The sequence below is a fragment of the Pseudomonas sp. TCU-HL1 genome (assembly GCF_001708505.1).
Taxonomy (GTDB): Bacteria; Pseudomonadota; Gammaproteobacteria; order Pseudomonadales; family Pseudomonadaceae; genus Metapseudomonas.
Genome location: NZ_CP015992.1, coordinates 36,592 through 58,821 on the forward strand (window position 1 = coordinate 36,592; position 22,230 = coordinate 58,821).

26 protein-coding genes are annotated in these 22,230 nt (G+C 64.3%); 17 read left to right on the forward strand and 9 right to left on the reverse strand.

Annotated features, from left to right (window positions below; all coding sequences use genetic code 11):
* Positions 1–129: 129 nt before the first annotated feature.
* Positions 130–354: a DUF1161 domain-containing protein gene (locus THL1_RS00185; protein ID WP_069081386.1), complete on the forward strand. Its 225-nt coding sequence runs from the start codon at positions 130–132 to the stop codon at positions 352–354.
* A gap of 167 nt (positions 355–521) precedes the next feature.
* Positions 522–1,520 carry an LLM class flavin-dependent oxidoreductase gene (locus THL1_RS00190; protein ID WP_069081387.1) on the forward strand — a complete coding sequence of 333 codons (999 nt, stop codon included), beginning with the start codon at positions 522–524 and terminating at the stop codon, positions 1,518–1,520.
* 58 nt (positions 1,521–1,578) lie between these two features.
* Here the strand turns inward: THL1_RS00190 and THL1_RS00195 are convergent, their stop codons facing one another.
* A complete protein-coding gene (locus THL1_RS00195) occupies positions 1,579–2,004 on the reverse strand; it encodes a hypothetical protein (RefSeq protein ID WP_069081388.1) in 426 nt (141 codons plus the stop codon).
* Between the two features lie 53 nt (positions 2,005–2,057).
* Positions 2,058–2,474, reverse strand: a complete 417-nt coding sequence (locus tag THL1_RS00200) for a hypothetical protein (RefSeq protein ID WP_069081389.1) — start codon at positions 2,472–2,474, stop codon at positions 2,058–2,060.
* A gap of 56 nt (positions 2,475–2,530) precedes the next feature.
* Between THL1_RS00200 and THL1_RS00205 the strand changes: the two genes are divergently transcribed.
* A complete protein-coding gene (locus THL1_RS00205) occupies positions 2,531–3,607 on the forward strand; it encodes an aminopeptidase (protein ID WP_069081390.1) in 1,077 nt (358 codons plus the stop codon).
* Positions 3,608–3,665: 58 nt separating this feature from the next.
* On the forward strand, positions 3,666–3,899 hold the full coding sequence (locus THL1_RS00210) for a DUF1161 domain-containing protein (RefSeq protein ID WP_069081391.1): 234 nt from the start codon (positions 3,666–3,668) through the stop codon (positions 3,897–3,899).
* Between the two features lie 135 nt (positions 3,900–4,034).
* On the opposite strand, the gene THL1_RS00215 is transcribed toward THL1_RS00210, so the two are convergent.
* Positions 4,035–4,679 (reverse strand): HAD family hydrolase, encoded by a 645-nt coding sequence (locus THL1_RS00215; protein WP_069081392.1) that lies wholly within the window; start codon positions 4,677–4,679, stop codon positions 4,035–4,037.
* 4 nt (positions 4,680–4,683) lie between these two features.
* Complete coding sequence (locus THL1_RS00220; protein ID WP_069081393.1) at positions 4,684–5,229, reverse strand: gamma carbonic anhydrase family protein; 546 nt, start codon at positions 5,227–5,229, stop codon at positions 4,684–4,686.
* Between the two features lie 111 nt (positions 5,230–5,340).
* Here THL1_RS00220 and prlC point away from each other — a divergent pair, with 111 nt between their 5' ends.
* The 4 genes from prlC (at position 5,341) to THL1_RS00240 (ending at position 9,805) form a co-directional block, all read left to right on the forward strand.
* Entirely contained in the window at positions 5,341–7,389 is a 2,049-nt protein-coding gene (prlC, locus tag THL1_RS00225; protein ID WP_069081394.1) for an oligopeptidase A, read from the forward strand.
* A complete protein-coding gene (locus THL1_RS00230) occupies positions 7,386–7,652 on the forward strand; it encodes a YheV family putative zinc ribbon protein (RefSeq protein ID WP_069081395.1) in 267 nt (88 codons plus the stop codon). Before prlC ends, THL1_RS00230 begins: the two co-directional genes overlap by 4 nt.
* A gap of 276 nt (positions 7,653–7,928) precedes the next feature.
* Complete coding sequence (locus tag THL1_RS00235) at positions 7,929–8,987, forward strand: PA0069 family radical SAM protein (RefSeq protein WP_069081396.1); 1,059 nt, start codon at positions 7,929–7,931, stop codon at positions 8,985–8,987.
* 110 nt (positions 8,988–9,097) lie between these two features.
* Positions 9,098–9,805 carry a carbonic anhydrase gene (locus THL1_RS00240; protein ID WP_069086369.1) on the forward strand — a complete coding sequence of 236 codons (708 nt, stop codon included), beginning with the start codon at positions 9,098–9,100 and terminating at the stop codon, positions 9,803–9,805.
* Positions 9,806–10,041: 236 nt separating this feature from the next.
* Here THL1_RS00240 and THL1_RS00245 read toward each other — a convergent pair whose 3' ends face one another.
* Positions 10,042–10,701, reverse strand: a complete 660-nt coding sequence (locus THL1_RS00245; RefSeq protein ID WP_069081397.1) for a hypothetical protein — start codon at positions 10,699–10,701, stop codon at positions 10,042–10,044.
* 384 nt (positions 10,702–11,085) lie between these two features.
* Between THL1_RS00245 and coxB the strand changes: the two genes are divergently transcribed.
* Genes coxB through THL1_RS00265 form a run of 4 tightly spaced genes read left to right on the forward strand, consistent with a single transcriptional unit; the run spans position 11,086 to position 15,298 of the window.
* Entirely contained in the window at positions 11,086–12,213 is a 1,128-nt protein-coding gene (coxB, locus tag THL1_RS00250; RefSeq protein WP_145928240.1) for a cytochrome c oxidase subunit II, read from the forward strand.
* A 29-nt stretch (positions 12,214–12,242) separates the two neighbouring features.
* Positions 12,243–13,832 carry a cytochrome c oxidase subunit I gene (ctaD, locus tag THL1_RS00255; RefSeq protein ID WP_069086370.1) on the forward strand — a complete coding sequence of 530 codons (1,590 nt, stop codon included), beginning with the start codon at positions 12,243–12,245 and terminating at the stop codon, positions 13,830–13,832.
* 1 nt (position 13,833) lies between these two features.
* Positions 13,834–14,385, forward strand: a complete 552-nt coding sequence (locus tag THL1_RS00260; protein ID WP_069081399.1) for a cytochrome c oxidase assembly protein — start codon at positions 13,834–13,836, stop codon at positions 14,383–14,385.
* A 25-nt stretch (positions 14,386–14,410) separates the two neighbouring features.
* Positions 14,411–15,298 (forward strand): cytochrome c oxidase subunit 3, encoded by an 888-nt coding sequence (locus THL1_RS00265; RefSeq protein WP_069081400.1) that lies wholly within the window; start codon positions 14,411–14,413, stop codon positions 15,296–15,298.
* Between the two features lie 42 nt (positions 15,299–15,340).
* On the opposite strand, the gene THL1_RS00270 is transcribed toward THL1_RS00265, so the two are convergent.
* Positions 15,341–15,544, reverse strand: a complete 204-nt coding sequence (locus tag THL1_RS00270) for a twin transmembrane helix small protein (RefSeq protein ID WP_069081401.1) — start codon at positions 15,542–15,544, stop codon at positions 15,341–15,343.
* A gap of 69 nt (positions 15,545–15,613) precedes the next feature.
* On the opposite strand from THL1_RS00270, the gene THL1_RS00275 reads away from it, so the two are divergent.
* From THL1_RS00275 to THL1_RS00295, 5 genes are read left to right on the forward strand one after another with little or no spacing between them, the layout of a single operon-like run.
* Positions 15,614–16,342: an SURF1 family protein gene (locus THL1_RS00275; RefSeq protein ID WP_069081402.1), complete on the forward strand. Its 729-nt coding sequence runs from the start codon at positions 15,614–15,616 to the stop codon at positions 16,340–16,342.
* On the forward strand, positions 16,317–16,898 hold the full coding sequence (locus THL1_RS00280; protein ID WP_069081403.1) for a hypothetical protein: 582 nt from the start codon (positions 16,317–16,319) through the stop codon (positions 16,896–16,898). Before THL1_RS00275 ends, THL1_RS00280 begins: the two co-directional genes overlap by 26 nt.
* A 37-nt stretch (positions 16,899–16,935) precedes the next feature.
* Complete coding sequence (locus THL1_RS00285) at positions 16,936–18,021, forward strand: COX15/CtaA family protein (protein ID WP_069081404.1); 1,086 nt, start codon at positions 16,936–16,938, stop codon at positions 18,019–18,021.
* 12 nt (positions 18,022–18,033) lie between these two features.
* On the forward strand, positions 18,034–18,939 hold the full coding sequence (gene cyoE, locus THL1_RS00290; protein WP_069081405.1) for a heme o synthase: 906 nt from the start codon (positions 18,034–18,036) through the stop codon (positions 18,937–18,939).
* Positions 18,936–19,571, forward strand: coding sequence for an SCO family protein (locus tag THL1_RS00295; RefSeq protein ID WP_069081406.1), 636 nt, complete (start codon positions 18,936–18,938; stop codon positions 19,569–19,571). Before cyoE ends, THL1_RS00295 begins: the two co-directional genes overlap by 4 nt.
* A 139-nt stretch (positions 19,572–19,710) precedes the next feature.
* Here THL1_RS00295 and THL1_RS00300 read toward each other — a convergent pair whose 3' ends face one another.
* From THL1_RS00300 to THL1_RS00310, 3 genes are read right to left on the reverse strand one after another with little or no spacing between them, the layout of a single operon-like run.
* Positions 19,711–20,487 carry a MetQ/NlpA family ABC transporter substrate-binding protein gene (locus tag THL1_RS00300; RefSeq protein ID WP_069081407.1) on the reverse strand — a complete coding sequence of 259 codons (777 nt, stop codon included), beginning with the start codon at positions 20,485–20,487 and terminating at the stop codon, positions 19,711–19,713.
* A 54-nt stretch (positions 20,488–20,541) separates the two neighbouring features.
* Positions 20,542–21,207, reverse strand: coding sequence for a methionine ABC transporter permease (locus THL1_RS00305; protein ID WP_069081408.1), 666 nt, complete (start codon positions 21,205–21,207; stop codon positions 20,542–20,544).
* Positions 21,207–22,214, reverse strand: a complete 1,008-nt coding sequence (locus THL1_RS00310; RefSeq protein ID WP_069081409.1) for a methionine ABC transporter ATP-binding protein — start codon at positions 22,212–22,214, stop codon at positions 21,207–21,209. Before THL1_RS00310 ends, THL1_RS00305 begins: the two co-directional genes overlap by 1 nt.
* Positions 22,215–22,230: the final 16 nt, after the last annotated feature.

Genomic DNA, 22,230 nt, shown 5'->3' on the forward strand with positions numbered 1-22,230 from the left:
GAGCGAGGCGACGCACGCCCCGCTCGACGGAATTCGGTTAGGCTCTGACCGTCCGCCCCTGGCCTTTGGAACCCGGCGGGAGCGGATGGCTCGTGCGAGCCCATCATCCATCACGAGGGAGCGTTACCCATGAAGAAACTGCTGTTGGGCCTTGGCCTGTTCGCCCTGACCGGCTCGGCCTTCGCCGCCGTGAAACCCTGCGAGGAGCTCAAAGGCGAGATCGACGCCAAGCTCAAGGCCAAAGGCGTTGCCTCCTACAGCCTGGAAATCGTCGACAAGGGCAGCGCCGCCGGCAAGCAGGTGGTCGGTACCTGCGACGGGGGCAGCAAGGAGATCGTCTACCAGCGCAATTGATCGCGCTGCACCTTCGGGCCGGCGCCCCTGCCGGCCCAATCCTTACCTTCTGGTGCCCTGGTTACCGAAAAGTGCCTTCTAGCGGCCTTCGGCGCCAATCCCTAGAGTAAGACCTACTGATTCACTCGGATTAGGTTTCGTACCTGTCCCCTGCCAAGGTCTTGCCCATGTCTGCCCTTTCCACGCTCCCCCTTTCCGTCCTCGATCTGGCGCCGATCCGCGACCATGGCGGTGCGACCCAGGCCCTGCACAATTCCCTGGCGCTGGCCCGTCACGTCGAACGGCTGGGCTTTTCGCGCTTCTGGGTGGCCGAGCACCACAACATGGACGGCATCGCCAGTTCGGCCACCGCCGTCCTGCTCGGCTACCTCGCTGGCGGCACCGCCAACATTCGCCTGGGCTCGGGCGGCATAATGCTGCCCAACCACGCGCCGCTGGTGATCGCCGAGCAGTTCGGCACCCTGGCCAGCCTCTATCCGGGTCGCATCGAACTGGGGCTGGGGCGCGCGCCGGGTGCCGATCACCTCACTGCCCGTGCCCTGCGCCGTGACCGAATGGGCAGCGCCGACGATTTCCCGCAGGACGTCGAAGAGCTGGAAATGCTCCTCGGCCCGCGCCAGCCGGACCAGAAGGTGATTGCCATGCCGGGGGTGGACACCAACGTGCCCATCTGGCTGCTCGGGTCCAGCCTGTTCAGCGCCCAGCTCGCCGGCCAGAAAGGTCTGCCCTATGCCTTTGCTTCGCACTTCGCCCCGCGCTACATGCACGAGGCGATTCGCGTCTACCGCAACCATTTCCGCCCCTCGGCGGTGCTCGACAAACCCTACGTGATGCTCGGCGTGCCGCTGGTGGCCGCGCCTACCGACGAAGAGGCGGAATTCCTGGCCACCACCGTTTACCAGCGAGTGCTTGCGCTGATGCGTGGCGAAAGCCTGGTGCTGCGGCCGCCGGTGGAAAGCATGGCGGGCCGTTGGCTGCCCCATGAGAAGGAGGCGGTGGGGAGTTTCCTGGCGATGGCCATGGTCGGCGGACCGGAGAAGATCCGTGCGCGCCTGCAGGTGCTACTGGATCAGACCGACGCCGATGAACTGATCTTCACCTGCGACCTTTACCAGCATGAACATCGGCTGCGGGCGTTCGACATCCTGGCAAGCCTGCGGGATTGAGGTAAGTGGGCGATGCCGCTCTAAAACGCGGCATCGCCAAGGTGGATCGCACTTCTGCCTAGAAGGGACCGCAGCGTGGGAATATCTCGTGGCGCGCCAGCACATTGCGGTGTTCGTCGTACAGCCAGGCCATTGGCTGGTTGGCGGCGTTGCGGGCTTCCACCCGGTAGCGTTTACCGGCTTCGAACCTGTCGTAGTGCAGCTCCATGTAGCAGGTGATGCGAGAGGGTTCGGCATTCATGCCGAATCCGCCACCGGCGCCACCCACCTCGAATTGATAGCGCAACTCCAGCTCGTGCTTGCCGGGCATCACCTGGTAGTAGCGGCCGTCATCCCAGCGCTTGTCGTCCAGGCGGTTGGCCATGAGTGTATCGCTGGGCTCGGGGGCGATGTCGATCCAGGCCAACCGTGGATCGGGATCGGGTAATTTGCTGGCGCAGGCGGTGAGGCTGGCCAGCAGCATCAGGGCCAACGGCGTGCGCATGGTGGTGCTCCTCGGCAGACAAGTGCATCCAGCATACGCCGTAGTCGGAGTTTTCAGACATCACCGCAGCGGCTTTCCCGTGCCTTGGCTACCTCACGATCGCGCTCGTCGTACAGCCGCGCCCAGGGGCGGAAGCCAATGCCGCCGGCTTCCAGCCGGTAGCGCTCGCCAGCGGCGAAGTCCCCGTAAGCCAGTTTCAGCAGGCAGGTGCGACGGTAGCTGGACGTACCCTGGCCAATGTCCTGTCCATTCACCTCGAACTCCAGTCGTACCTCCAGCTCATGTCGGCCCGGGGGAACCTGGAGGTAGCGCAAGTTCGTCTGCGCCTTGTCGTCCACGCGGCTGGCGTGAAGGGCCTGACCATCCTGCTGCCTGAAGTCGATCCAGGCCTGGTTGGGATCAGGGCTGGGCATCAGCAGGGCGCAGCCACCGAGGGTCAGCAACGACAGGGAAAGCAGCAGAAGGCGCATGGAAGGCTCCGACAGGTCGATGGCAGCGGGTGGTTCCAATGCGCTAGTGTCGCGGCATGCCGACCACCCTTCTTATCGAACTGCTTGACCGCATCCGCCGCCCTTGGGTTCCCCTGCTGGGCGGCTTGCTGCTGAGCGGTTGTTCCAGCCTGGACTACTACGGACAGTTGGCCCGCGGGCAGTTTGACCTGCTGCGCGCCCGCCAGCCGGTCCAAGCCCTGATCGACGACGCGAACCAGCCGCAGCAACTGCGCCAGCGCCTGGCACTGAGCCAGCAGGCGCGGGCATTCGCCAGTGCCAGGCTTGGGCTGCCGGACAACGGCAGCTACCGGGTCTACGCCGATATCCAGCGGCCTTACGTGGTCTGGAACCTGTTCGCCACGGCGGAGTTTTCGCTGCAACCGCAGAACCATTGCTTTCCCATTGCCGGCTGCGTTGCCTACCGCGGCTACTACCAGCTGGGTCGGGCGCGGGGCGCGGCGGCATTGCTCAAGCAGCAGGGGCTGGATACCTGGGTGGGCGGCGTCGAGGCCTATTCTACGCTGGGCTGGTTCGATGATCCGCTGCTCAACACCATGTTGCGCTGGGACGACGACCGCCTTGCCGCGCTGATCTTCCATGAGCTGGCCCACCAGCAGCTGTACGTGCCGGGTGACACCGCGTTCAATGAATCCTTCGCCAGTTTCGTCGAGCGCGAAGGCTTGAACCAATGGCGTGCCGACCGGGGCCTGTCGACCCGGGGCGATAAGGCGTCCGAACGCCGCGACGCCCTCACCCTCCTGGTGCTGGATACCCGCGAACGGCTGGAGCGGCTCTATGCCAGCGGCTTGCCACCCGAGCGGATGCGCCAGGCCAAAGCTGAAACGTTCGAGGGCATGCGCCAGGACTACCGCGCGCTGCGTGATCGCGAGTGGGGTGGTTTCAGCCGTTATGACGCCTGGGTTGAAGGCCCCATGAACAACGCCAAGCTGCTGCCCTTTGGCCTCTACGATCAATGGGTACCGGCCTTCGCTGCGCTGTTCCGCGAGGCGGGTGGGGACTGGACGACGTTCTACCGGCGTGCGGGTGCGCTGGGTGAGCTGACGTTGGACGAACGCACGCGGGCACTGGAAAGCCTGATGGCGAACCGCTAGAACTTGCCTGGCTGGTCATCAGTCAAACGGGCAGGACACCAAGGAAATGGAGCAGGCGATGAATAGAGTTGCTGTAGTCCTGATGCTGAGCGTACTTGCGGGCACTGCCATGGCGGCACCCAAGCCCTGCGAGGAGTTGAAGCAGGAAATCGAAGTGAAGATCCAGGCCGCCGGGGTGACCAGCTACACCCTGGAGATAGTCCCCAACGCCGAAGTGAAGGACCAGAACATGGTGGTCGGGACTTGCGAAAACGGCACCAAGAAGATCATCTACCAGCGCAATGGGGATTGATCGCCCGGACGGCGTTCCTTTGTAGAAGCGAATTCATTCGCGAAAGGCGGCGCAGTGGCCCCTCCTGGGAACTCGGCTGGGCAGGTCTTCGACCTGCATCGCGATTGAAATCGCTCCCACAAACGAGACTCAGGCTCACCCAAACGCCCGGCTCAACTCGTCGAGGCTGGCGAAGTAGTAGGCCGGCGCCTCGCCCATCAATTCTTCCCTGCTGCCAAAACCGTAACCCACCCCCGCCCCGTGCAGGCCATTGCGGTTGGCGCCGATCAGGTCGTGCTTGCGGTCGCCGATCATCAGCGTCTCGGCGCGGTCCAGGCCTTCTTCCTGCAGCAGGTGGGCGATCAGCTCCACCTTATTGGTACGGGTGCCGTCGAGCTCGCTGCCGTAGATGTGCTTGAAGTGGCGGTCGAAGCCGAAATGCCGGGCGATCTCACGGGCGAACACCGTCGGCTTGCTGGTGGCGATGAACAGGGTGCGGCCCTGTTCGCGCAGGCGTCCAAGCAGCGTTTCGATACCGTCGAACAGATGGTTCTCATAGAGCCCGGTGACCTTGAAGCGGTCGCGGTAGTGGTTCACCGCCTCCCAGGCGCGTTCCTCGGAGAGGCTGTAGGTCTGCATGAAGCACTGCAGCAGCGGCGGGCCGATGAAATGCTCCAGCTTCGCCAGGTCCGGTTCGTGGATGTCGAGCTTGGCGAGCGCGTACTGCACCGAGCGGGTGATGCCCTCGCGCGGGTCGGTGAGGGTGCCGTCGAGGTCGAAGAGGAGGTTCTGGTAGTGCATCGAGTCAGATCCCGAAGCCTTCGGCGATATGCAGGTCCTTCAGCTTCACGTAGTTCGCCGCGCTGTAGGTGAAGAAGGCCTTTTCCTTCTCGGTCAGCGGCCGGGCCTGCTTCACCGGGCTGCCGACGTAGAGGTAACCGCTCTCCAGGCGCTTGCCGGGTGGCACCAGGCTGCCGGCGCCGAGCACCACGTCGTTCTCGATCACCGCGCCGTCCATGACGATGCTGCCCATGCCGATCAGCACCCGGCTACCCACGCTGCAGCCGTGCAGCAACGCCTTGTGGCCGATGGTCACGTCGTCGCCGATTTCCAGCGGGTAACCGTCCGGGTTGAAGGGGCCGGCGTGGGTGATGTGCAGCACGCTGCCGTCCTGCACGCTGGTACGCGCGCCGATGCGGATGCGGTGCATGTCGCCACGGATGGTCACCAGCGGCCAGACCGAGCTGTCGTCGCCCAGGCGTACGTCGCCGATGACCACGGCGGACGCGTCGACGAAGGCCCGCTCGCCAAGCTGCGGGGTGGTGCCCTGGTAGGTTCTGATCGGGTTCATAGTGATTCCTGAGGCTGCGTCAGGCGGCGATTGTAATTAAGATGGCCGTCATCCGGGCTGTGTCTTGTCTCCTCGTGCAGCCCGCGCCCCTTTCCGATACAGGTGAATGCCGTGACGCTGAGCAATCCTCTCCTGCAAGACTTCGACCTGCCGCCCTACTCCACCATTCGTCCGGAACATGTCGAACCGGCCGTCGACCAGATTCTCGAAGGCAACCGCGCTGCCATTGCCGAGCTGCTGGCTCGCCAGGACGGCACCCCGACCTGGCAGGGCCTGGTACTGGCACTGGATGAACTGGGCGATCGCCTGGGCCGCGCCTGGAGCCCGGTGAGCCACCTGAACGCCGTGTGCAACAACGCCGAACTGCGCAACGCCTACGAGGCCTGCCTGCCCAAGCTGTCCGAGTACTGGACCGAGATGGGCCAGAACCGCGCCCTGTTCCAGGCGTACGAGGCCCTGTCCGCCAGCCCCGAGGCCGCTGGTTACGACGTGGCGCAGAAGACCATTCTCGACCACGCGCTGCGCGACTTCCGCCTGTCCGGTATCGACCTTCCGGCTGATGAGCAGCAGCGCTATGGCGAAATCCAGATGAAGCTGTCCGAGCTGGGCAGCCGCTTCTCCAACCAACTGCTGGATGCCACCCAGGCCTGGACCAAGGAAATCCACGACGAAGCCGCGCTCGCCGGGCTCACCGACTCGGCCAAGGCGCAGATGAAGCAGGCCGCCGAGGCCAAGGGCCAGGACGGCTGGCTGATCACCCTGGAGTTCCCCAGCTACTACGCGGTGATGACTTACGCCGACGACCGCGCCCTGCGTGAAGAGGTCTACACGGCCTACAGCACCCGCGCGTCCGACCAGGGGCCCAACGCTGGGCAGAATGACAACGGTCCGGTGATGTCCGAGATCCTCGGCCTGCGCCAGGAACTGGCCCGGCTTCTGGGCTTCGCCCATTTCTCAGACCTGAGCCTCGCCACCAAGATGGCCGAGTCCACGCCGCAGGTGCTCGGCTTCCTCCGTGACCTGGCCCAGCGCAGCAAGCCCTTTGCCGCCAAGGACCTGGAAGAACTCAAGGCCTTCGCCGCCGAGCGCGGCGTGGCCGACCTGCAGAGCTGGGACGTGGGCTACTTCAGCGAGAAGCTGCGTGAGCAGCGCTACAGCATTTCCCAGGAAACCCTGCGCGCCTACTTCCCCATCGACAAGGTGCTGTCCGGCCTCTTTGCCATCGTGCAGAAGCTCTACGGCATCGAGATCAAGGAGCTGTCCGGCTTCGACACCTGGCACCCGGACGTGCGCCTGTTCGAGATCAGCGAGAACGGCCAGCACGTCGGCCGCTTCTTCTTCGACCTCTACGCCCGCGCCAACAAACGCGGCGGCGCCTGGATGGACGGCGCCCGTGACAAACGCCGCAATATCGGTGGCGATATGATCGCGCCGGTCGCCAACCTGGTCTGCAATTTCACCCCGGCGGTGGGTGACAAGCCGGCCCTGCTGACCCACGACGAAGTCACCACCCTCTTCCACGAGTTCGGCCATGGCCTGCACCACCTGCTGACCCGCGTCGAGCATGTCGGCGCGTCCGGTATCAACGGCGTGGCCTGGGACGCCGTGGAGCTGCCCAGCCAGTTCATGGAGAACTGGTGCTGGGAGCCGGAAGGCCTGGCGCTGATCTCCGGCCATTACCAGTCCGGCGAGCCGCTGCCCCAGGACTTGCTGGACAAGATGCTGGCCGCGAAGAACTTCCAGTCCGGCCTGATGATGGTCCGCCAGCTGGAGTTCTCCCTGTTCGACTTCGAGCTCCACGCCACCCACGGCGACGGCCGCAGCGTGCTCGATGTGCTGGAAGCGATCCGTTCCGAAGTGGCCGTGATGCGTCCGCCAGCGTTCAACCGCTTCGCCAACAGCTTCGCGCACATCTTTGCCGGCGGTTACGCGGCCGGTTATTACAGCTACAAGTGGGCGGAAGTCCTGTCCGCCGACGCCTTCTCCCGCTTCGAGGAAGAAGGTGTGCTCAACCCGGCCACCGGCCGCGCCTTCCGTGATGCGATCCTGGCCCGTGGCGGCTCCCAGGAGCCGATGGTGCTGTTCGTCGATTTCCGCGGCCGCGAGCCCTCCATCGACGCCCTGCTGCGTCACAGCGGCCTGTCGGAGCACGCAGCATGACGGCGACACCGAAACGCTTCATCGCCGGTGCCGTGTGCCCGGCGTGCAGCGAAATGGACAAGATCCAGATGTGGGACGAGGACGGCGTGCCGCACCGCCAGTGCGTGGCCTGCGGCTACGCCGACACCCTCAACGCCCAGGGCCAGTCGGTGCCCAGGGAGCTCGGCACGCGGGTCAACCAGGCCAAGCCCAAGGCGGCCGATCCCAAGGTGCAGGGGGTGCAGTTTTTCCCCAATCCGAAGCTGAAGAAACCCAACGAATGACGTGAAGCCAAGGAGCGCTCATTTGGCATCTGGTCTGTGGCGATGTGGCGGCGGGTGGCGTCCGCCTCGCCTGAGTCTCCACGTTGCACGCTTAGGTTGGTGCTGAGCGCAGCGAAGCCCAACGTTCACGGACTCGGCATCGCGCGTTGGGCCTCGCGGAACTCGGCCCAACCTACACAAGCACTCCGTTTGATCCGCCACCCGACAGAAACTGGCCAGGCGTAGGAAAAAGCTGCGTATACTGTATGAGTATCCAGTTAATGCGGAGCTCATCCCATGTCTGCGCCCCTTCCGCCCCGTGGCCGCGGAGCCGCCAGCAACCCGTTCAACCGTTTCGCACCCACCACCTCGGTGGCGCTGGATGACGGCTGGTTCCAGGAAGTCCCGCCCAGCCGTGCCACCGATGTGCGGTTGGAAACCGCCAAGAGCATCATCACCCGCAACCAGTCGCCGGACCTGCCCTTCGACCGCTCGGTGAACCCCTATCGTGGCTGCGAACACGGTTGCATCTACTGCTACGCGCGGCCCAGCCATGCCTACTGGGACCTGTCGCCCGGCCTGGATTTCGAGACGCGGCTGATCGCCAAGACCAATGCCGTGGCCTTGCTGGAGCAGCAGTTGTCGAAGCCCGGTTACCAGTGCGCACCGATCAACCTCGGTTCCAATACCGACCCCTATCAGCCCATCGAGCGTGAACACCGCCTCACTCGGCAAACCCTCGAAGTGCTGCTGCGCTATCGCCACCCAGTGACCATCGTCACCAAGGGCTCGCTGGTGCTGCGTGACCTCGACTTGCTCACCGAACTGGCGGAGCAGAACCTGGTGGCGGTGATGATCAGCCTCACTACCCTCGACGACGAGTTGAAGCGCACCCTCGAGCCCCGCGCCGCGGCCCCTTCGGCACGCTTGCGGGCCATCCGCGTATTGAGCGGAAACCGCATTCCTGTGGGGGTGCTCTGTTCACCGATGATCCCGATGATCAACGACATGGAGCTGGAGAGCCTGCTGGAAGCGGCGCGCGACGCCGGGGCGCGGCAGGCGAACTACATGCTGCTGCGTCTGCCCCGCGAAGTGGGGCCGCTGTTCGAGGAGTGGCTCCAGATGCACTACCCGCAGCGCGCCGCCCATGTGATGAGCATCATCCGTCAGTGCCGCGGCGGGGAAGTCTACGACAGCCGTTTCGGCCACCGTTTCAAGGGCGAGGGTCCTTTCGCCGAGCTGCTGGCCCAGCGTTTCGCCGTGGCCCTTCGCAGGCTGGGGCTCAACCGCAGGCGCGGTTACGAGCTGGACTGTTCACGCTTCTGTCCGCCCGGCGGACAAATGGCGTTACTTTAAGGTGTGACTCGGAGGCCTGTAACGACTGTCCTGTAGGAATCCACATGCCGGCAATCAGTGGATAATGGGCGGCATAAAAGACAATTCCTACGATGATCGAGGTTGGCAGCATGAGCAACGAGCACGACAAGCAGCGTGGTGAAAGTGCGGAAGAGGCCCTGCGGAACATAGTCGAGGGCTTCCAGCGGTTCCGCGACGAGGTGTTCCCGCAACAGGAAGAACTGTTCAAGAAGCTCGCCCATGAGCAGAAACCCCGCGCCATGTTCATCACCTGTGCCGATTCGCGGATCGTTCCCGAACTGATCACCCAGAGCTCCCCAGGCGACCTGTTCGTGACCCGTAACGTCGGCAATGTGGTGCCACCCTATGGACAGATGAACGGCGGTGTCTCCACCGCAATCGAGTTCGCGGTAATGGCTCTCGGCGTACACCACATCATCATCTGCGGCCACTCCGACTGCGGCGCCATGAAGGCGGTGATGGACCCGCAGACCCTGGAGCGCATGCCCACCGTCAAGGCCTGGCTGCGCCACGCCGAGGTGGCCAAGGTGGTGGTGCAGGAGAACTGCGGCTGCGCCAGTCACGAGTCCCTGGAAGTGCTAACCGAAGAGAACGTGGTAGCCCAGCTCGACCACCTGCGCACCCACCCCTCGGTGGCGGCGCGCCTGGCCAGCGGCCAGTTGTTCATCCATGGCTGGGTCTATGACATCGAGACCTCGGTAATCAAGGCCTACGACGCCGAACAGGGCCGCTTCCGCGTGATCGGCGACGGTCCGCTGCCGATGGCCACGCCACGGCCGCGCTACCTGTCGGAGTGATGAAAAAGGGGCTGCTGATGCAGCCCCTTTTCATTTGAATCTGGGAAACCACGCCTCGGGGGCGTGGTCGTGAGTCACTGCAATAGCAGGATGAAACCGATCCAGTAGGGTGCGCCGCGCGCACCGGGTGTTTGTCGAGGCTCCAGAGCTACCCCGGGAATCGGTGCACATGGCGCACCCTACAGCTGGGCCCGGTGAACTCAAGTCAGAATGGATCGTTACTTCGCAGCGCTCGCTCAGCTCGCCGCGCGCTCGTCCGGGTTGAGCTCCAGGCCGACGCCCAGTTGCTCGGACAGGCACGGCCAGCGTTTCCAGGCCTCTTCCACCTTGGGGTCGTGCAGTTGCTGGCGATAGGCCTGGGCTGAGGGCAGGCTGAATACCTCTTCGTCGAGCAGGCCGTCGACGGCGTGATGCACGGCTTCATCCAGCTGGTTGGCGAAGGGTTCGCCGATCAACTGGTGGGCGATCAGGTTGGCTACCGTGGTATCCAGCGGAATCAGCGGCTGGCCGAAATGCACGATGTAGCGGTCATTGACTTCCTCCACCAGGCGGTGGGCCAGATAGGCTTCGTCCAGCAGGCCTTCCAGGCCCTCGTGGCCGGCCATCAGCGCCGGCGGCTGCAGGAAGAACTGCTCGGCCACCTCCAGCACCGGCTTGATACGCGGTTCGATGCCGGCTTCGCGGGCGACATTGGCGGCGGCATCCAGCACGTCCGGCACTTGTTCGACATACGCGGCGATGAAGCGGGCGAGCACATGCTGGGCATCTTCTGCGGGCAGGCGAATCGCGGGGTGCAGGTTGGCGACCTGGGCTTCCAGTATCCCGGTCAGTTGGGTGGAGGCGGCTTCGTTCTGGAGGGCGCGCTGGATAACGTCGCGCAGTGCGGCGGTGTTCATGACTGCTCCTGAAAAGGACATGGCGGTGTGGGGGATTGCGAGGTGAAGAAGAGACCTTAGCTCGCCCTGAGAATCTGCTAAGACCGGATTGTCATAACCGCTTCACAGTTATTCGGGCACGCTATAAAAGCACTTTGCCACCTACTTCAAGTCCACACCAGCCGTGGCCTTTAGGACAGGGCTTGCGCGCTTTCAGCCATTTCTTCGGTTGCGTTGCGCGCCGGAAGTCCCTGTCTATACTCCGACTCGAAAGGCATTACCTGATGGAACCCGACTGTGCACCTGCGTGCCGAGGTCGGCGGTCTGAGTTTGGTAGTCCGGACAGCCGCCCCCAAGCCGTTGGCCCAGCCGGCGGGATAACAAGAACGAGAAGGGGAACCCGCAATGATGCGACATCCACGAGTCTGGATGGGACTCCTGCTGCTGTCTGTTCTCAGCCAGGCGGAGGCTGCCTGGACAGTCAACATGGCGCCCGGGGCCACCGAGGTCAGCCGCACCGTTTTCGATCTGCACATGACCATCTTCTGGATCTGCGTCGTCATCGGCGTACTGGTCTTTGGTGCCATGTTCTGGTCGATGATCATCCACCGCCGCTCCACCGGCCAGCAGCCGGCGCATTTCCACGAAAGCACCACAGTGGAAATTCTCTGGACCGTCGTGCCCTTCGTCATCCTCGTGCTGATGGCGGTGCCGGCGACCAAGACGCTGATCGACATCTACGACACCTCCGAATCCGGACTGGATGTGCAGGTCACCGGCTACCAGTGGAAATGGCACTACAAGTACCTGGGCCAGGACGTTGAGTTCTTCAGCAACCTGGCCACGCCTGCCGAGCAGATCCACAACAAGGCGCCGAAGGATGAGCACTACCTGCTCGAAGTCGACCAGCCGCTGGTGGTGCCGGTGGGCACCAAGGTGCGCTTCCTGATCACTGCCGCCGACGTGATCCACTCCTGGTGGGTGCCGGCGCTGGCGGTGAAGAAGGACGCCATTCCCGGCTTCGTCAACGAATCCTGGAGCCGCATCGAGAAGCCCGGTATCTACCGGGGCCAGTGCACCGAGCTGTGCGGCAAGGACCACGGCTTCATGCCCATCGTGGTCGAGGCCAAGTCCCAGGAGGACTTCGCCAAGTGGCTGGCCGCGCGCAAGGAAGAAACCGCCAAGCTCAAGGAGCTGACCGACAAGGAATGGACGCGCGAGGAGCTGATAGCGCGCGGCGACAAGGTCTACCACACCACCTGCGCCGCCTGTCACCAGCCTGAAGGCCAGGGTATGCCGCCCATGTTCCCGGCACTCAAGGGCTCGAAGATCGCCACCGGTCCGAAGGCGTCCCACCTCGACATCGTCTTCCATGGCAAGCCTGGCACCTCGATGGCGGCCTTCGGCAAGCAACTGTCCGAGGTCGATATCGCCGCGGTCATCACCTACGAGCGCAACGCCTGGGGCAATAACACCGGCGACATGGTGACGCCGAAGGAAGTGCTGGCGCTGAAACAGGCACAAAGCCAATGAAGAAGATACCGGCCTATATGGAGACTGACATGAGTGCAGTGATCGACCACGATCATGCCGGGCATGATCACCACCACGGTCCGGCCAAGGGCCTGATGCGCTGGGTGCTGACCACCAACCACAAGGACATCGGCACGATGTACCTGTGGTTCAGCTTCGCCGCGTTCCTGCTGGGCGGTTCGATGGCCATGGTGATCCGCGCCGAGCTGTTCCAGCCGGGCCTGCAGATCGTGCAGCCGGAGTTCTTCAACCAGATGACCACCATGCATGGCCTGATCATGGTCTTCGGCGCGGTGATGCCGGCGTTCGTCGGCCTTGCCAACTGGATGATCCCGCTGATGATCGGCGCGCCGGACATGGCGCTGCCGCGGATGAACAACTTCAGCTTCTGGCTGCTGCCAGCCGCCTTCGGCCTGCTGGTCAGCACCTTGTTCACCGCCAGCGGAGGGCCCAACTTCGGCTGGACCTTCTATGCGCCGCTGTCCACCACCTATGCACCGGAGAGCGTCACCTTCTTCATCTTCGCCATCCACCTGATGGGCATCAGTTCGATCATGGGCGCGATCAACGTGATCTCCACCATCCTCAACCTGCGTGCCCCGGGCATGACCCTGATGAAGATGCCGCTGTTCGTCTGGACCTGGCTGATCACCGCCTTCCTGCTGATCGCGGTGATGCCGGTGCTGGCCGGCTGCGTGACCATGATGCTGATGGACATTCACTTCGGCACCAGCTTCTTCAGTGCCGCCGGCGGTGGCGACCCGGTGCTGTTCCAGCATGTGTTCTGGTTCTTCGGCCACCCCGAGGTGTACATCATGATCCTGCCCGCCTTCGGTGCGGTCAGCTCGATCATCCCGGCCTTCTCGCGCAAGCCGCTGTTCGGCTACACCTCGATGGTCTACGCCACTGCATCCATCGCCTTCCTGTCCTTCATCGTCTGGGCGCACCACATGTTCACCGTGGGCATCCCGCTGACCGGTGAGCTGTTCTTCATGTTCGCCACCATGCTGATCGCCGTCCCTACCGGGGTGAAGGTGTTCAACTGGGTGAGCACCATGTGGGAAGGCTCGCTGACGTTCGAGACGCCGATGCTGTTCGCCGTGGCCTTCGTCATCCTCTTCACCATCGGCGGTTTCTCCGGGCTGATGCTGGCCATCGCCCCGGCGGACTTCCAGTACCACGACACCTACTTCGTGGTGGCGCACTTCCACTACGTACTGGTGCCTGGCGCCATCTTCGGCATCTTCGCCTCGGCCTACTACTGGCTGCCGAAGTGGACCGGCTACATGTACGACGAGACCCTTGGCAAACTGCACTTCTGGCTGAGCTTCGTCGGCATGAACATGGCTTTCTTCCCCATGCACTTCGTGGGGCTGGCGGGCATGCCACGGCGGATTCCGGACTACAACCTGCAGTTCGCCGACTTCAACATGATCTCGTCCATCGGTGCCTTCAGCTTCGGCGCCACGCAGTTCCTCTTCCTGTTCATCGTCATCAAGTGCATCCGCGGCGGCAAGAAAGCCCCGGCCAAGCCCTGGGACGGCGCCGAGGGCCTGGAGTGGACCGTGCCTTCGCCGGCGCCCTACCACACCTTCTCCACACCGCCGGACGTGAAGTGAAATGAGCGGAGAAATGAGCACTCGCCGTCTGATCTTGCGCCTGCTGGTGTTGGTGGTGGCGATGTTCGGCTTCGGTTTTGCCCTGGTGCCGATCTACGACGTGATGTGCCAGGCCTTCGGTATCAACGGCAAGACCACCGGGTCGGCCTACGAAGGCGCCCAGACCGAAGACCAGCAGCGCCAGGTGCGGGTGCAGTTCCTCGCCACCAACGCGGCAGGTATGAGCTGGGAGTTCCGCCCCAAGGCGGACGACCTGGTGGTGCACCCGGGGGCCAGCAACGAGATGCTGTTCGTTGCCTACAACCCCACCGACAAACCGATGACGGCGCAAGCCATTCCCAGCGTGGCGCCGTCCAAGGCGGCGGCCTTCTTCCACAAGACCGAATGCTTCTGCTTCACCCAACAGGTCCTGCAGCCCGGCCAGCGCATCGAAATGCCGGTGCGCTTCATCGTCGACCGTGACCTGCCGGCCGACGTGCATCACCTGACACTCGCTTACACGCTGTTCGATATCACCGCCCGCAAGCCACCCGTTGCCAGGAATGGCGGCTGACGGGCCGATAAGGAGAACAACAACAATGGCAAGTCACGAGCAGTATTACGTCCCCGCCCAGAGCAAGTGGCCGATCATCGCCACCCTCGGCCTGCTGACCACGGTCTATGGCGTGGGCACCTGGTTCAATGACCTCAAGGCGGCTCGTCCCGAGTCCAACGGGCCGATCATCTTCTTCGTCGGCGGCCTGATACTGGCCTACATGCTGTTCGGCTGGTTTGGCAACGTGATCCGCGAAAGCCGCGGCGGCCTCTACAGCCCGCAGATGGACCGCTCCTTCCGCTGGGGCATGAGCTGGTTCATCTTCTCCGAGGTGATGTTCTTCGCGGCCTTCTTCGGCGCCCTCTTCTATGTGCGCCACTTCGCCGGCCCCTGGCTCGGCGGCGAGGGTGACAAGGGCGTCGCCAACATGCTCTGGCCTGGCTTCGAGTACACCTGGCCGCTGCTGAACAACCCAGACTCCAAGCTGTTCCCGCCGCCCAAGGCGATCATCGATCCCTGGCACCTGCCCCTGATCAACACCATCCTGCTGGTGACGTCCAGCTTCACCGTGACCTTCGCCCACCATGCCCTGCGCAAGAACAAGCGCGGCCCGCTCAAGGCGTGGCTGGCGCTGACCATCCTGCTGGGTGCGACCTTCCTGGGTTTCCAGGCCGAGGAGTACATCCACGCCTATAAGGAACTCGGGCTGACGCTCGGCTCGGGCATCTACGGCGCCACCTTCTTCATGCTCACCGGCTTTCACGGGGCCCACGTGACCCTGGGGGCGCTGATCCTGACGGTGATGCTGGTGCGCATCCTGCGTGGCCACTTCGACAGCGAGCATCACTTCGGCTTCGAGGCGGCGGCTTGGTACTGGCACTTCGTGGACGTGGTCTGGATTGGCCTGTTCACCTTCGTCTACGTGCTGTGAGGGTGGTGGCCGAAACAGGCTCTGGAAGCGGGGGCTTCCGGGTTACCAAGTGACATGAGAAACGAATTGGCCGCTGTAGAACCCCCAGGCGATGAGCGCCAGGGTCAGGGCGGCCAGGATCACACGAACCGTTAGCGCATTGACCACGCGGGAGCTGCGACCTTCGTCCTTGACCAGGAAGAAAAGGCCGCTGAACAGGCTGACCACCGTGGCAAGCAACATGAGGACGATCGCGGCCTTGAGCATGCGTGACTCCGGGGGAAGGGGGATGTTGTGCAGTATAGCCAGCCCTGTTCAGCCTCACGGCCGGCGCCCATGAGCGCCTTCCGGCCCGGCCTGGCGCCCACTCTGGTGGTGCTCGCGCTATTGCCGGTGCTCATCGGCCTGGGCTTCTGGCAGCTGTCCCGTGCGGATGAAAAACGCCAGCTGCTGGCTGCCGCCGAGGCGCGCCGCATCTCCGCCCCGATCGCTATCGATAATCTTCTCGCCAGCGCCGACCCCGCCTACCTGCGCGTTCGCCTGCACGGCCATTTCGACGCCGCGCACAGCCTGCTGCTGGACAGTCGCATCCGTGACGGCAAGGCCGGAGTCGAGTTGCTGCAACCCTTCCAGAACAGTTCCAGCGGCCAGTGGCTGCTGGTCAATCGCGGCTGGCTGCCCTGGCCGGATCGCCGTGTGGCGCCCGCCTTCAACACCCCGGATGGCGAGCAGACGATCGTTGCCTGGGCCTATGTGCCGCCGGGTGCGGCCTTCGAACTCAAACACCTGGAAACGAGCGGCTGGCCGCAACTGATCAACCAGGTGGATGCCGCCGCCCTCTGGCAGCACCTGGGGCGCGATGGACTGCCGCTGGAGCTGCGCCTGGAGGAGGGCCCGGCGGCCTACCGCACCGACTGGCCGGTGGTCGCCATGGGACCGGAGAAACACCTCGGCTACGCCGTGCAGTGGTTCGCCCTGGCGGCAGCCCTGCTCGGCCTGTTCATTTATTTCGGATTGCACAAAGGACGGGAGAACAACCATGAACCCAGCACTCGCCATGCCTGAGAACGCGCCGCCGCGCCGCCGCGGACGCATCCAGCTGCTGCTGATCCTGATGGTGGTGATCGGCCCGATGATGCTCGCCACGGCCATGTACAAATTCAGCTTCTGGGTGCCGGAAGGGCGCAGCTACCACGGTGCCTTGCTGGGCAACGGACAAACCAGCGTCGACCTCGGCGTTCTGGGCGCAGCCCCGCAGGAAACCTGGCAATTGCTGGTCACCGCGCCGTCCGGCTGCAACGCCGATTGCCAGGAACTGGTCTACGTGGCACGGCAGATCCACACCGGCCTTGGCCGCGATGCTTCCCGCGCCAGCCACGCACTGGCCGTTACTGAGGTGCCGGCGGACTACGCCGACAAGCTCAAGCAGGAGTACCCGCAGCTCAAACGCTACGATCTGGATGCGGCTGCCTATGGCAAAGCCACCGAGAATCTCGGCGGGGCGCAGCTGTGGATCGTCGACCCCCACGGCAACCTCGTCCTGCGCTACGACGGCAGCACCCGTGGCAAGCAGATCCTCAATGATCTGCGTCATCTGCTGAAGCTTTCCAATATCGGTTGAACGACCCCTTTCTCCGGAAAGGTGAGGAGCGGCTGCTGTGGACACGTACAAGAACCGGCCTGGATTTCGCCTCGCGCTGTTCGCCACGCTGCTGGCGGTGGTGGTGGTGCTGCTGGGCGCCTATACCCGCCTTACCCATGCCGGCCTCGGTTGCCCGGACTGGCCCGGCTGCTACGGCTTCATCAGCGTGCCGCAGTCCGACGCCCAGCTGGCCCATGCCGAAGCCAATTTCCCCCATGCACCCGTGGAAGCCGAGAAAGGCTGGAACGAGATGGTCCACCGCTACTTCGCCGGGTCCCTCGGCCTGGTGATACTCGGCCTGGCCATCCATGCCGTGCGCCTGCGCGGACGTGACGGCCAACCGCTGAAGCTGCCGCTGCTGCTGGTGGGCGTCGTCATCGCCCAGGCGGCATTCGGCATGTGGACGGTGACCCTGCAGCTCTGGCCGCAGGTGGTCACCGCGCACCTGTTGGGAGGATTCACTACCCTGTCTCTGCTACTGCTGCTTTGCTTGCGCCTGTCCAATGCCTTCCCTGCCCTGGAGCTGCCCGCTCGGCTGCGACGCTGGGCCGCGCTGGGGCTGGCGCTGGTCATCGGGCAGATCGCTCTCGGCGGCTGGGTCAGCTCCAACTACGCCGCGGTGGCTTGCGTCGACCTGCCCACCTGCCACGGGCAGTGGTGGCCGGCGATGGACTTCGCCAACGGCTTCCATCTGACCCAGCACATCGGCCCCAACTACCTGGGTGGCCAGCTCGACAGCGATGCCCGCACCGCCATCCACATGACCCATCGCCTCGGCGCCCTGGCCGTAACCCTGGTGCTGCTGACCCTCGCCTGGCAGTTGCGCTCCGCCGGCCTGCCGCGTCTTGCCGGGTTGCTGCTGGCGGCCCTGTGCCTGCAAGTGGGGCTGGGCATCAGCAACGTGATCTTCCACCTGCCACTGCCGGTGGCGGTGGCCCACAACGGTGGCGGCGCCCTGCTGCTGCTGGTGCTGGTCACCACCAATTACCGGGTGCGCGCTTCAGCCCTTTCTGTAGAAGCGAGCTCTGCTCGCGAACGTGGGATTACCGGGGATTCGCGAGCAGAGCTCGCTCCTACGGCGATCGCTTCGCACAGCAAATAAGGAGTACACGCCATGGCCACTCTGCTCAGCCAAGGACACAGCCAGGTCCGCGCCAGCTGGCGCGATTACCTGGAGCTGACCAAACCCAAGGTAGTGGTGCTGATGCTCATCACTTCCCTGGTCGGCATGTTCCTCGCCACTCGCGCCGGGGTGCCCTGGACAGTACTGCTGTTCGGCAACCTCGGCATCGGCCTGTGTGCCGGTGCGGCGGCGGCGGTCAACCATGTGGTGGACCGGCGCATCGACTCGATCATGGCGCGCACCCTGAAGCGGCCAGTGGTCAACGGCCGTGTCTCGCCGGTGGCGGCGCTGGGCTTCGCCTTCGTCCTGGCGGTGCTCGGCCAAGCCCTGCTGCTGGCCTTCACCAACGAGCTGACCGCCTGGCTGACCCTGGCCTCGCTGGTGGGCTACGCGGTGCTCTACACGGGCTTTCTCAAGCGCGCCACGCCGCAGAACATCGTCATCGGCGGCCTGGCCGGCGCCGCGCCGCCGCTGCTGGGCTGGGTTGCCGTAACCGGGCATCTCTCTGCCGAGCCGTTGCTGCTGGTGCTGATCATCTTCGCCTGGACCCCGCCGCATTTCTGGGCCCTGGCCATCTACCGTAAGGAGGAGTACGCCAAGGCCGACATCCCCATGCTGCCGGTGACCCACGGCGAGCACTACACCAAGGTACACATCCTGCTCTACACCCTGGTGATGTTCGCCGTCAGCCTGCTGCCCTACGCTATCCACATGAGCGGCGTGCTCTACCTGGCCTGCGCCGTGGCGCTGGGCGCGCGCTTCCTGCAGTGGGCCTGGGTGCTGTACCGTGGCAGCAAACCGCACGCGGCGATCAAGACCTTCAAGTACTCTATCGCCTACCTCTTCTTGCTGTTCATCGCCCTGCTGGTGGACCACTACCTGTTGCTGAACCTATGACCAGAATCCAGAAAACCGTATTCGTTCTCGTCGCCGCCGTCGCCGTGGTGCTCGGCCTTACCGTGCACCGCGTGCTGATCAGCCAGGGGCAGGCCGACCCGACCAAACTGCTCGACGCAGGCATCGTGCTGCTGCCGCAGAGCCGTACCCTGCCGGCATTGGAAATGATCGACCAGAACGGCGAGAGGGTGGCGGTGGACCAGCTCAAGGACAAGTGGAGCCTGGTGTTCTTTGGCTACACCTTCTGCCCGGACATCTGTCCCACCACCCTGGCGCAGATGCGTGAGCTGAAAGGGCTGTTGCCGCAGCAGGCACAGGACAACCTGCGTTTCGTGTTCGTCAGCGTCGACCCGAACCGCGACACCCCGCAGCAGATCAAGCAGTATCTGGGCTACTTCGACCCGAGCTTCGTCGGTATCACCGGCGACCTGCCGACCCTGCAGAAGCTGGCCAACGCGGTGAGCATTCCGTTCATCCCGGCCGACACCAGCAAGGAAAACTACACCGTGGACCACAGCGGCAACCTGGTGGTCCTCGGCCCGGACGGCACCCAGCGTGGCTTCATCCGTTCGCCGCTGAACAACCAGAAACTCAAGGAACAATTGCCGGGGCTGGTGACGCCGAAGGGCTGATCCTGCGGAGGCCGTGCGTAGGGTGCGCTGCGCGCACCGAGACCCTGGCACGAGGCTCAAGGTGCGCACGGCGCACCCTATGACCGCCCACAAAAAAGCCCGCTCGATTGAGCGGGCTTTTTCATTGCATGGGAAGCGATCAGAACGCCGGAACCACGGCGCCCTTGTACTTCTCCTCGATGAATTTCTTCACTTCGGGGCTATTCAGGGCCTTGGCCAGTTTCTGCATGTCGGCGCTGGCCTTGTTGTCCTCGCGGGACACCAGGATGTTCACGTAGGGCGAGTCGGAACCCTCGATCACCAGGGCGTCCTTGGTGGGGTTCAGCTTGGCTTCCAGCGCGTAGTTGGTGTTGATCAGCGCCAGGTCCACCTGGTTCAGCACGCGCGGCAGGGTGGCGGCTTCCAGTTCGCGGACCTTGATGCCCTTCGGATTTTCGACGATGTCCTTCGGGGTGGCGGTGATGCTGGTGTTGTCCTTCAGCTTGATCACACCGGCCTTGTCCAGCAGCAGCAGGGCGCGGCCGCCGTTGGTGGCGTCGTTGGGGATGACCACCTGGGCGCCCTCGGGCAGCTCGGCCAGGGACTTCACCTTGCTGGAGTAGGCGCCGAAGGGCTCGACGTGCACGCCGACCACGGATACCAGCTTCACCTTGGTCTGACGGGCCTTGTTGAACTCGTCCAGGTAGGGCTGGTGCTGGAAGAAGTTAGCGTCGAGGCGGCCTTCGACAACCTGCACGTTGGGCTGCACGTAGTCGGTGAAGACTTTCACCTGCAGGTCCACACCTTCTTTGGCCAGTTGCGGCTTGATGAACTCGAGGATCTCCGCGTGGGGCACCGGGGTGGCGGCGACTTTCAGGGTGTCGGCCTGGGCGGAGAGGGCGGTCAGGGCGGCGAAGGCCACCAGCAGTTTTTTCATGAGCGGCTCCTTGAGGGAAGTCATCGGGCCGGCGCAACGGGTGCCGGCACCAGGTCATTTACGGGAAAAATGCACCACCAGCTTGTCGCCGACGGTTTGCAGGATTTGTACGAGCACCAGCAGCAGGAGCACGGTGACCACCATCACGTCGGTCTGGAAGCGCTGGTAGCCGAAGCGTATGGCCAGGTCGCCGAGGCCGCCCGCACCCACCACACCGGCCATGGCGGTGTAGGACACCAGCGTGATGGCGGTGACGGTGATGGCGGCGAAGATGCCCGGCCGCGCTTCCGGCAGCAGGGCGTTCCAGATGATCTGGCGGGTCGTTGCGCCCATGGCCTGGGTGGCTTCGAGGATGCCGCGATCCACTTCACGCAGGGCGGTTTCCACCAGGCGCGCGAAGAAGGGCGTGGCACCGATCACCAGCGGCGGGATGGCGCCGGCGACGCCCAGGGAGGTGCCGGTGATGAACACGGTGAAGGGGATCATCACGATCAACAGGATGATGAAGGGCAGCGAACGCAGGACGTTCACCAGCAGCGAAAGCAGGCTGTAGACGGCTTTCTGTTCGAACAGCTGGCGCGGGCCGGTGAGGAACAGCAGTACGCCCAGCGGCAGGCCCAGCAGCACGGTGAACAACAGCGAGCCACCCAGCATCAGGAAGGTGTCGAGGGTGGCGAGCCAGATTTCGTACCAGTCGATATTGGCGAGCAGGGCGTCCATCAGCGCAGGATCTCCAGGTGCACGTCCGCCTCGCGGAAGCAGGCAAGCGCGGCGTCCACGTCGCCGCCGGTCAGGGCCAGGGTCAGCTGGCCGTAGGGGGTGTCCTTGATGCGGTCGATGCGCCCGGCAAGGATGCTGTAGTCCACGCCGGTCTGGCGCGCGACGGTGCCCAGCAGCGGGGCGTAGGTCGCCTCGCCACGGAAGGTCAGGCGCAGGATGCGGCCGGCAACGTGGGCGAAGTCATCGCGCTGCTCGCCTTCATCCACCTGTTCGTCTTCGAGCACGAAGCGTTGCGTGGTGGAATGTTGCGGGTGCAGGAAGACATCGGCCACCGGGCCCTGCTCGACTATCACGCCGCCGTCCATCACAGCCACCCGGTCGCAGACCCGGCGGATCACGTCCATTTCGTGGGTGATGAGGACGATGGTGAGCTTCAGCTCGCGGTTGATCTCGGCCAGCAGTTGCAGCACCGAGGCCGTGGTTTGCGGGTCGAGTGCGCTGGTGGCCTCATCGCAGAGCAGGATCTTCGGCTGGGTAGCCAGGGCGCGGGCGATGCCGACGCGCTGTTTCTGGCCGCCGGAAAGCTGCGCGGGGTACTTGCGGGCGTGATCCTGGAGGCCGACGCGGGTCAGCAGTTCGGCGACGCGGCGGTCGATCTCGGCGCGGGACAGCTCGCCGGCCAGTTTCAGCGGCAAGCCGACGTTCTCGGCAACGGTCTTCGAGGCCAGCAGGTTGAAGTGCTGGAAGATCATCCCGACGCGCTGGCGGAAGCGGCGCAGGCCTTCGCTGTCGAGGGCGGTAACGTCTTCGCCTTCGATGACGATGCGACCGCCGGAGGGCTCTTCAAGGCGGTTGATCAGGCGCAGCAGGGTGCTCTTGCCGGCGCCCGAGTGGCCGATCAGGCCAAACACTTCGCCGCCCTGGATGGCGAGGTCGGTCGGCTGCAGGGCCGGGATTTCGCGGCCTTCGACGCGGTACGCCTTGTGGACGTTATGGAATTCGATCACTGCGGAAACCTTGTGG

Bases quoted from the DNA above. Each gene is read 5' to 3' on its own strand.
- THL1_RS00210 (WP_069081391.1), top strand. From the start codon at position 3,666: ATGAATAGAGTTGCTGTAGTCCTGATGCTGAGCGTACTTGCGGGCACT.
- THL1_RS00275 (WP_069081402.1), top strand. From the start codon at position 15,614: ATGAGCGCCTTCCGGCCCGGCCTGGCGCCCACTCTGGTGGTGCTCGCG.
- THL1_RS00205 (WP_069081390.1), top strand. From the start codon at position 2,531: ATGCCGACCACCCTTCTTATCGAACTGCTTGACCGCATCCGCCGCCCT.
- THL1_RS00200 (WP_069081389.1), bottom strand. From the start codon at position 2,474: ATGCGCCTTCTGCTGCTTTCCCTGTCGTTGCTGACCCTCGGTGGCTGC.
- ctaD (WP_069086370.1), top strand. From the start codon at position 12,243: ATGAGTGCAGTGATCGACCACGATCATGCCGGGCATGATCACCACCAC.
- THL1_RS00215 (WP_069081392.1), bottom strand. From the start codon at position 4,679: ATGCACTACCAGAACCTCCTCTTCGACCTCGACGGCACCCTCACCGAC.
- THL1_RS00185 (WP_069081386.1), top strand. From the start codon at position 130: ATGAAGAAACTGCTGTTGGGCCTTGGCCTGTTCGCCCTGACCGGCTCG.
- THL1_RS00270 (WP_069081401.1), bottom strand. From the start codon at position 15,544: ATGCTCAAGGCCGCGATCGTCCTCATGTTGCTTGCCACGGTGGTCAGC.
- THL1_RS00295 (WP_069081406.1), top strand. From the start codon at position 18,936: ATGACCAGAATCCAGAAAACCGTATTCGTTCTCGTCGCCGCCGTCGCC.
- THL1_RS00235 (WP_069081396.1), top strand. From the start codon at position 7,929: ATGTCTGCGCCCCTTCCGCCCCGTGGCCGCGGAGCCGCCAGCAACCCG.
- THL1_RS00245 (WP_069081397.1), bottom strand. From the start codon at position 10,701: ATGAACACCGCCGCACTGCGCGACGTTATCCAGCGCGCCCTCCAGAAC.
- THL1_RS00190 (WP_069081387.1), top strand. From the start codon at position 522: ATGTCTGCCCTTTCCACGCTCCCCCTTTCCGTCCTCGATCTGGCGCCG.
- THL1_RS00300 (WP_069081407.1), bottom strand. From the start codon at position 20,487: ATGAAAAAACTGCTGGTGGCCTTCGCCGCCCTGACCGCCCTCTCCGCC.
- coxB (WP_145928240.1), top strand. From the start codon at position 11,086: ATGATGCGACATCCACGAGTCTGGATGGGACTCCTGCTGCTGTCTGTT.
- THL1_RS00260 (WP_069081399.1), top strand. From the start codon at position 13,834: ATGAGCGGAGAAATGAGCACTCGCCGTCTGATCTTGCGCCTGCTGGTG.
- THL1_RS00230 (WP_069081395.1), top strand. From the start codon at position 7,386: ATGACGGCGACACCGAAACGCTTCATCGCCGGTGCCGTGTGCCCGGCG.
- THL1_RS00220 (WP_069081393.1), bottom strand. From the start codon at position 5,229: ATGAACCCGATCAGAACCTACCAGGGCACCACCCCGCAGCTTGGCGAG.
- THL1_RS00195 (WP_069081388.1), bottom strand. From the start codon at position 2,004: ATGCGCACGCCGTTGGCCCTGATGCTGCTGGCCAGCCTCACCGCCTGC.
- THL1_RS00265 (WP_069081400.1), top strand. From the start codon at position 14,411: ATGGCAAGTCACGAGCAGTATTACGTCCCCGCCCAGAGCAAGTGGCCG.
- THL1_RS00305 (WP_069081408.1), bottom strand. From the start codon at position 21,207: ATGGACGCCCTGCTCGCCAATATCGACTGGTACGAAATCTGGCTCGCC.
- cyoE (WP_069081405.1), top strand. From the start codon at position 18,034: ATGGCCACTCTGCTCAGCCAAGGACACAGCCAGGTCCGCGCCAGCTGG.
- THL1_RS00280 (WP_069081403.1), top strand. From the start codon at position 16,317: ATGAACCCAGCACTCGCCATGCCTGAGAACGCGCCGCCGCGCCGCCGC.
- THL1_RS00240 (WP_069086369.1), top strand. From the start codon at position 9,098: ATGAGCAACGAGCACGACAAGCAGCGTGGTGAAAGTGCGGAAGAGGCC.